General features: G+C 29.5%; 9 protein-coding genes. 1 reads left to right on the plus strand and 8 read right to left on the minus strand.

The window, feature by feature from the left end; all coding sequences use genetic code 11:
• From VK998_RS03060 to VK998_RS03090, 7 genes are all read right to left on the minus strand, one after another.
• A partial coding sequence (locus VK998_RS03060; protein WP_325225348.1) for an NUDIX hydrolase occupies positions 1-508 on the minus strand: 508 nt, incomplete at its 3' end.
• Positions 509-556: 48 nt separating this feature from the next.
• Positions 557-1,078, minus strand: coding sequence for a peroxiredoxin (locus VK998_RS03065; protein ID WP_325225350.1), 522 nt, complete (start codon positions 1,076-1,078; stop codon positions 557-559).
• Positions 1,079-1,269: 191 nt separating this feature from the next.
• A complete protein-coding gene (locus tag VK998_RS03070; RefSeq protein WP_325225353.1) occupies positions 1,270-1,473 on the minus strand; it encodes a cold-shock protein in 204 nt (67 codons plus the stop codon).
• 217 nt (positions 1,474-1,690) lie between these two features.
• On the minus strand, positions 1,691-2,884 hold the full coding sequence (locus VK998_RS03075; protein WP_325225356.1) for a patatin-like phospholipase family protein: 1,194 nt from the start codon (positions 2,882-2,884) through the stop codon (positions 1,691-1,693).
• Between the two features lie 162 nt (positions 2,885-3,046).
• Positions 3,047-4,339 carry an L-cysteine desulfidase family protein gene (locus tag VK998_RS03080; RefSeq protein ID WP_325225358.1) on the minus strand — a complete coding sequence of 431 codons (1,293 nt, stop codon included), beginning with the start codon at positions 4,337-4,339 and terminating at the stop codon, positions 3,047-3,049.
• Positions 4,340-4,578: 239 nt separating this feature from the next.
• Positions 4,579-6,342 carry a sigma 54-interacting transcriptional regulator gene (locus VK998_RS03085; RefSeq protein WP_325225360.1) on the minus strand — a complete coding sequence of 588 codons (1,764 nt, stop codon included), beginning with the start codon at positions 6,340-6,342 and terminating at the stop codon, positions 4,579-4,581.
• A gap of 26 nt (positions 6,343-6,368) precedes the next feature.
• On the minus strand, positions 6,369-6,857 hold the full coding sequence (locus tag VK998_RS03090) for an LURP-one-related/scramblase family protein (RefSeq protein ID WP_325225362.1): 489 nt from the start codon (positions 6,855-6,857) through the stop codon (positions 6,369-6,371).
• A 170-nt stretch (positions 6,858-7,027) separates the two neighbouring features.
• Here VK998_RS03090 and VK998_RS03095 point away from each other — a divergent pair, with 170 nt between their 5' ends.
• The gene (locus VK998_RS03095; RefSeq protein WP_325225364.1) at positions 7,028-7,453 is read left to right on the plus strand and encodes a deoxycytidylate deaminase; all 426 of its coding nucleotides are present in this window, start codon (positions 7,028-7,030) and stop codon (positions 7,451-7,453) included.
• A 30-nt stretch (positions 7,454-7,483) separates the two neighbouring features.
• Here VK998_RS03095 and VK998_RS03100 read toward each other — a convergent pair.
• Positions 7,484-8,007 (minus strand): RNase H family protein (locus VK998_RS03100; protein WP_325225366.1); only part of this gene is annotated, 524 nt, incomplete at its 5' end.

The following is an 8,007-nucleotide window of genomic DNA, read 5'->3' on the forward strand; positions in this document are numbered from 1 at the left end:
AATTGTAATTCTTCCCATTAGGTATTAGATTATATGGAAAGTCTTTACTTATTCCTGCATGTAAATCTATATAATATAAATTTGGTTCATTATTAATAAAAAAATCTATTGGAACTGTGAATATGTGGTCAACTTCATCCTTATTTGGTCTAATATTGTCCACATCTACATTATGTATTGTGGATAAAAATGCATGAATAATTGTATTAGCATGAGAAACCAGATAATCCAACTCTCCTATTATGTTTATATTTTGTTTATCAATATTGAGTTCTTCCATCGTCTCTCTTATAGCTGCTTCTCTATAGGTTTCTCCTTCTTCAACTTGTCCTCCAGGAAAGGATATTTCTCCAGGTTGTCTTTTTAAATTTTTAGACCTAAGTTCATAAATAAGCTCCCATCTCCCTTTATTTTTTATTAAAGGAAGAAGAACTGCATATTTCTGTTTTATTTCCAAAGGTTTAGGTTTTCTTCCTTTAATTTTTTTAATAATATCTTCTATATCCATGTATAAACCTCCATATAAATTTAAGCGGTCATATATGACCGCTTTATATTATAACAAATCTTTACCTTCATCCCAATCTACTGGACAAAGTCCATCTGTTTTAAGTGCTTTTAATACTCTCAATGTTTCATCAACACTTCTACCAACATTTAAATCATGTACTACAGAATATCTAACAATACCTTCAGGGTCTATTATAAACAATCCTCTTAATGCAACCCCTTCTTCTTCTATCAATACACCATAGTCTTTTGCAACCTGTTTTGTCATATCTGAAGCTATTGGAAAGTTTACCTTGCCAAGACTAGAATTTATCCAAGCCTTATGGGAGTGTTCACTATCAACACTTATAGCAAGTACATCTGCATCTTCTTTTATAAAATCTTCATATCTTTTACTATATCCAGTAATTTCCGTCGGACAGACAAAAGTAAAATCTAAAGGATAAAAGAACATTACCAACCATTTGCCCTCATAATCCTTTAAATCAACTTTACAAAAATCACTACCATCGCCTTTACATGCATTCATCAAAAATTCTGGTGCTTTTTTTCCTACTAATCTTTCCATTTTCTACCTCCTATATATAATCTATTCTTTAGTATTCATCTTATTTATATCCAATTCATATTTTTTTAAACATAAATCGATAATAATTATCATTATTACAATAAGTTCTTTTTTTGGTGCCTGGCACCAAAAAAAGAACTTATTGTAGCCATAAATAAAACCCTAAAGCTAAGCTTTAGGGTTTTAAATCATTATCTAATTGGTGTAACGTCTTCTGCTTGAGGTCCTTTTTGACCTTCAACTATTCTAAAGGATACTGCTTCTCCTTCTTCTAAAGTTTTGAATCCTTCTTTGTTTATTTGGGAAAAATGTACAAATACATCATTTCCTTCTTCTGTTTGAATAAATCCAAAACCTTTTTCTGAGTTAAACCATTTTACTGTACCGTTAGTCATTCTTAACTACCTCCAAAAATTTATTTCCTTTAATTCACAAGGCCTTTACAAGAAATAAAGATTTGGAGATTATATAATCTATATAAATCTTATTTCTTCAAACCAATTCTAATTGAGTAAAATTTAAACATTGTGATTTACTGATGAATTAAAGACTCAATTCATTATAACCTGTATTATCAAAAATAGCAACTAATATTTAGCACTTTTATCAAAATCACAAAATAATTTTTCCTACTTCTTTAATAATCTCTCCTTTAGTAAAAATGGTAAGTAAATCAACTTTTTCTATTATTCTATCTATAATACTTGTCTTGTTATTTTTTTCTAAGTTTAAATTTTCTTTAACTAAATTTAACAATTCATCATAACAATAAATTTTAAATCTTTCTAATTCATAAATTTCTGCAAGTTTATCTAGTAGAAATATAAATATATCCTCATAATCAGCTTCTTTTTCTACTCCCAAAATAGCTGCTACTTTAGGAATAATAAATTCAAACAAAGCTCTATTATTAGGTATACTATCTACTTTAAATAATTCTTTTAACTTAAATATCCTTTCTTCATCTAAATCTAATAAATAATTTATTACATAATTTTCACCTTTTATAGGCTCAATATAATAATGGTGTCCTTTCAATCCTCTTAATGCTCTAAGTGCATCAAAATATCCTAATTTTATATTATGCCTCACTGTTTCTCTATCAAAATCTAATACTTTTCCTAAATTATCTTTTGGTGAAATAGTTATAATATTTAGCCCTTCTGAATTTATCCTCCTAACAACGCCTGGAGCATGAGTCCTAACTAATATTAAATCCTTATATCCTTTATTTTTCAGTAGATTTACTGGTAAATTATTATAAATTCCTCCATCTATATATTTTTTCCCATCTATCCTTTCTGTTTTAAACACAGGTAGATAAGCACTAGCCATTAGATATTCTACTACTTGCCCTGAAGGGATATCCTCAATATATATTTCCAATGGTTTTAAATCTGTCAAGGAAACAGTCACTATACCAAAATCTTTACCAGAATTTCTAATCTTTTCTTCATCAATTAATTCTATCAAAAGATTTTTTAAAGGCGCTATATCTAATCCTTTGTCAGTAAAAAATCCTCTAAAGCTATCAATTAAGTAAGATATATCTTCTTTACTCAATTTGCCAGCTGCTACTCTATTTAACTCATCTTCATTAGTATTAAAAATTTTAGAATAGGAGATTTCATGCCATATATCATAGGCTTTTTCAAAGTCCCCCTGAACTATCATCGCCCCATTTAACGCTCCTACAGAGGTTCCAGCTACTCCTTTTATTTCAATTCCTTCCTCTATTAAAGCTTTATAAACTCCAATATGGTAAGAGCCTTTGGCTCCTCCCCCTTCTAATACAAGTCCGTGCATAATTTAACCACCTCTTTTTGCTTGAAATTTCTTCATTTATTTCTATCATTCCATCTTATGTAATAGGTGTTTAAGAGTTTGTTTTTATTCTAATGCTAAAGTGCAATAATATCAATAATTGTTTGTTCATTAATACCCATTATAGCATAATAAAAACATCCACTACATAGCAGATGTTTTCATTATATCTACAATTACCGAATCTGTATTAGAAAAACCTTCTTTACATAAAATTCCTAAATTCTTAATGGTTTCTTCTACTGTTCTACCTATTATCCCAATATTAGGTTTAACTATTATATTTTCATTAGCCAAATATGCAGCAAGAACTGCTTCTTCCGCCGATGTAGATAATTTTAATGAACAGGTTTCCTTAGCACCGTCACATATCATTCCAGTAAGATTAGCTAAAATATTGTTACAAGCTCCACCAATTTGTTCTTCATTACCGCCTAATATCCAAGATATAGCTGCACTAGCTCCAGCTCCAGCCCCAATAGCACAACCACACATAGCAGATAGTTTTCCAGTATGCAGTTTTACATACTTATTTATTATATGGGCTAAAAATATGGCTCTCATCAATCTTTCTTTTCCAATACCATTTTCTTCAGCAACTACTGTAATAGGCAAAACAACTCCTAAACCTTGATTACCGCTTCCTGAACTGGTCATTATAGGACAATTACCTCCACCCATTCTAATATCTGCTGCTGCTGCAGTTAAAATTCTAGCTCTAGTTGGTACATCAGCTTTTAGTTTGCCTTCCTTTTGTAAGCTTACAAGACCTCTACCTACATTTAATCCATTTTCTGATTTAATCCCCATTTCAGCTGCATTTACATTCATCTTTATTCCATCTTCTATAAATTTTATATCCTTTAATGGGATGGTTTCTGAAATCTCTATAATATCTTTAAAAGATAATTTTTTTATAAAATCTGGTTCTAATCCTTTTTCTTTGTCTAAAACAGATTCATAAACGATCTCCCCGTCTACTTTAACATTACTAATATGGTTGTGAGCATCCTTCAATACTACCTCTACTACTTTTTCTTTTCCTTTTGCAATTATTTCTACATAAACATCTGGAGTATTGTCCAAATAATTTACATAGACTTTACCTTTATCCAATATTTTATGAGCTTTTTTGATATCTTGGGAATTTATATTTCTTAAAACCATTAGTTCATCTTCAGGATTCCCTCCAATAATTCCTAAGACTCCTGCTAAGTCTAATCCCCATTCTTTAGTATTAGGAATAGTGACAAATTTTCCATTTTTAAATATATTTTTGCTTGTCCTTATTTCTAATATTTGAATTTCTTCTTTTAAATATTTATTAGCAACAGAAGCTGCATAAGCTACGGCTACTGGTTCAGTACATCCTAAGGCTGGTAAAGTTTCATTCTTTATTATGGTTAATACTTTTTCCATAATTTCTTTATTTTCCATATAAACACCGCCTCTCATCTTTTATTCTTTTCACATAATATTAAAGCAATATTTATGCCAAGTATAAACCAAAAGGACAAATTGGGTATTTACCCAATTTGTCCTTCTATTTGACTAAAATTTTAATAAGAGGTCTTTCTTAATATTAAGAATTATATATAATATTATTGGAATTTACTTATATAACTATGTGTAAATAGGCAAAAAATCAATTTCCTCATTTTTGCAAATTTTTCGCATTATTGCAAATTATATTTATTTAATTTTCTGTATAAAGTAGATAAATTTATACCTAAAATTGATGATATTTGCTCCTTATCCTCTGTGGTTTTTCCATACTGTTCTAAATAGGATTTAAGTATCTGCTTTTCATAATTATCAAGAATATCCTTCAACTTATTATTATTTGCTATATTCCAAATATTATTATTCAAATGATTTTTGATTGCATAAGGCAAATTTTCAAATATTATCTCTTTTCCTTTTACCACATTTACTAAATATTCAACTACATTTTCTAGTTCTCTTACATTCCCAGGCCAACTATATCTATTAAAAGCTTCTTTTACATCTTTTGAAAAGTACTTTAGACTTTGCCCTAGTTTACTACAATATTTTTGAAGCTGGTATCTACTCAAACTTTCTATATCTTCTATTCTTTCTCGCAAAGGTGGAATATGAATAGGAATAACATTTAGTCTATAGTATAACTCTTCTCTAAATTCTCCTTCATATATCATCTGTTCTAAATCCCTATTAGTAGCAGCAATTAACCTAAAATCTACAGAAATTAATTCCTTTCCTCCTACTCTCATAAAAGCGCCTTCTTGTAAAACTCTTAAAATTTTAGGCTGTAGATGTAGAGGCAAATCTCCTATTTCATCTAAAAACAAAGTACCACCATTGGCTAACTCAAACTTACCCATCTGTCCTTCCTTACTAGCTCCTGTAAAAGCACCACCATCATATCCAAACAATTCACTTTCCAATAGATTATCTGGAATCGAAGCACAGTTTATTGCTACGAAGGGAGAATTATTTCTAGTGCTTCCATTGTGGATAGCTCGAGCAAATAACTCTTTGCCCGTACCGCTTTCTCCTCTTAACAATACTGTGGAACTACTAGAAGCCACTTTATTAGCTAACTCCTTCACCTCTAATATCTTGGGACTATTTCCAATTATATGATCAAAAGTTATATTGCTCCCACCTTCTATTAGTCTGTAAGCACTTTTTACCATATTGGATGTTTCATGTATTTCGATAATACTACTTACTTTCTTATTTTTTACCAATACTGGTAGAACTTTAATTACAAAACTTTTTCTTTTCCCTTTTACTGTAATTTTAGTTTCAACTGGAATTTGGGTTTTCAAATCAAAATCCAACTCAGGAATAATACTGGATATAGATTTATTGATTAAATTATCAGCATTAATTTGTAAGTAATCTTCTGTTTTAGAGTTGACAAATTTTATATTTCCATCAATATCAGTACATATAATTCCACTGCCCAATCCATCTATTATCATCTTTGTTTCTTCGCTTTGTATGGTCAATGCAGTTATCATATTAGTATATCTTAGATTTCCTGCTAATAAATCTCCTAATTTACTTAAAAAAACTATTAAAGAATCATAGTCTTGTTGGATTTTTCTTTTCTGTTCTATATCAAAAGCAATTAGTCCAATAACTCCAATTAAATCCCCCTGACTTATAATTGGATATCCAATAGTAGCCAATTCTGCACAATTGCCTTTTAAACTACAATGAAAACATTTTTCACTTATATTTGGGCTGTCAATAAATTCAGGGTTACCCTTTTTTGCTACTGCTTCAAAGGAACAATTCTTAGGTAAAGATTGTCCGATTAAATCTTTGTACATCCCTGTAGAGGCTACTCTCTTTAAATTCTTATCTACAATAGTTACATCTACATTTAGAACTGTAGAAATAGCTTCTGCTACTTCTTGAACTGAATTTCGTATACTAAACAACTCCATTAAACACCACATCCCTTTAAAATCCTCTAGGAATTGCTTCTATTACCATCATAAAATATTTGGTCTAATACTATAATAATAGATAAAATAAATGGCTGATCTTCTTCATCCAATATATCTACTGAATAAGTATCAGAAAAAGATACCCATTTCTTATTTATCCATGCAATAGGATTCCCATTTTTAAGAATATTAAAATCATGATGAAAAACATCACCTTCAACGGTAAAATTGCCATATGAGCTTTCTATCTGAAATTTTGGCTTAAAGAATGTAAACTCTTTTTTAATCTTTCCTATAAGGCTCTCTTCTTTATAGATATTATATTCAGGCAAAAATCTAAATACTTCCTGCTCTATATAAATGAGCTCTTGCCCATTCAAATCGTAAATCCTTAGTTTATTTCCTAAAGAAAATATTTTCCCTACCACCTCATATTGAGGGTATCCGTTTTCATCTTCAATATTAAATCTATCTGCAAATGTAAAAATTTTTTCTTTGATTATATATCTCATAATTTTCTCCTTTTATCGCCTTTTCTATGATAATTAATAATATTTAACACCTGGATAATTACATTATATTATATATAAAAAAATATATCCACATATCTATTTGTATTTGGTTCAACAAAAATATAAAATATGATAATATAATACTTACTTATAGAAAAGGAGATGAATAAATGGGAAAAAGAAAATCTTGGGATGAATATTTTATGCAAATTGCTGAAATAGTAGCAACTCGTTCTACCTGTGATAGAGCAGAAGTTGGATGCTTAATCGTCAACGATGATAATAGGATAGTATCTACTGGGTATAATGGATCTATTTCCGGAAATCCTCATTGTGATGATGTAGGACATACTATGAGAGATGGACATTGTATAGCCACCATACATGCTGAAATGAATGCTTTGCTATATTGTGCCAAAGAAGGAATTCCTGTAAAAGGTTGTAGAATTTATGTAACACATTTTCCCTGTCTAAATTGTACCAAATCATTGATACAAGCTGGAATAAAAAAAATTTACTTCAAAAACAGTTATAGGATTGACGATTATGCCATAGAATTATTAGAAAAAAATAATATAACCTATGAAAAAATATAATGTAGAGGAGGTTTTAAGGCCTCCTCTATATTATATTCCTAAAGCTTTTTTAGCTAGTCTATCTGCTTCTTCATTGTATTTATTTCCAGCATGAGCTTTTATTTTAACAAACACTACCTTCAATTTATCCTTTATGGAATCATAATATTCTTTATATTCTTTAGTACCCTCTTTATTGGTTTTCCATTCCCCTACTGCCCATTTTTCTATTCCCATATAATCATAATGTAAATAAAGAGTATTCTTTTCTCTTTTTAAAGCTTCTTCCATAGCATATATGGAGCCTCTTATTTCACCAGCCACATTCCTCATATCTACTAAACTTATATCATTTTCTTTTTTATAATAAGTTTCCTTACCTTTAGTGGTAAATATAACAGCCCCAAAACTATAATTTTTGCTTTCAGCATGATAACTACCATCAACATAGGCAATCATTTCATTTTCTTTTAACTCTAATAAACCTTTTTCTTCAACCTTTGCCTCATTATCTTCAATAAAATTTAGAGCTTCTTCATAAGTTGAAAATTTCTTATATACTGCATTAGAATACC

The organism is Schnuerera sp. (assembly GCF_035459645.1).
In the GTDB taxonomy this organism is placed as follows: domain Bacteria; phylum Bacillota; class Clostridia; order Tissierellales; family Tepidimicrobiaceae; genus Schnuerera.

Excerpts from the sequence above, each read along its gene's own strand:
- VK998_RS03065 (WP_325225350.1), bottom strand. The coding sequence starts at position 1,078 with ATGGAAAGATTAGTAGGAAAAAAAGCACCAGAATTTTTGATGAATGCA.
- VK998_RS03070 (WP_325225353.1), bottom strand. The coding sequence starts at position 1,473 with ATGACTAACGGTACAGTAAAATGGTTTAACTCAGAAAAAGGTTTTGGA.
- VK998_RS03075 (WP_325225356.1), bottom strand. The coding sequence starts at position 2,884 with ATGCACGGACTTGTATTAGAAGGGGGAGGAGCCAAAGGCTCTTACCAT.
- VK998_RS03080 (WP_325225358.1), bottom strand. The coding sequence starts at position 4,339 with ATGGAAAATAAAGAAATTATGGAAAAAGTATTAACCATAATAAAGAAT.
- VK998_RS03085 (WP_325225360.1), bottom strand. The coding sequence starts at position 6,342 with ATGGAGTTGTTTAGTATACGAAATTCAGTTCAAGAAGTAGCAGAAGCT.
- VK998_RS03090 (WP_325225362.1), bottom strand. The coding sequence starts at position 6,857 with ATGAGATATATAATCAAAGAAAAAATTTTTACATTTGCAGATAGATTT.
- VK998_RS03095 (WP_325225364.1), top strand. The coding sequence starts at position 7,028 with ATGGGAAAAAGAAAATCTTGGGATGAATATTTTATGCAAATTGCTGAA.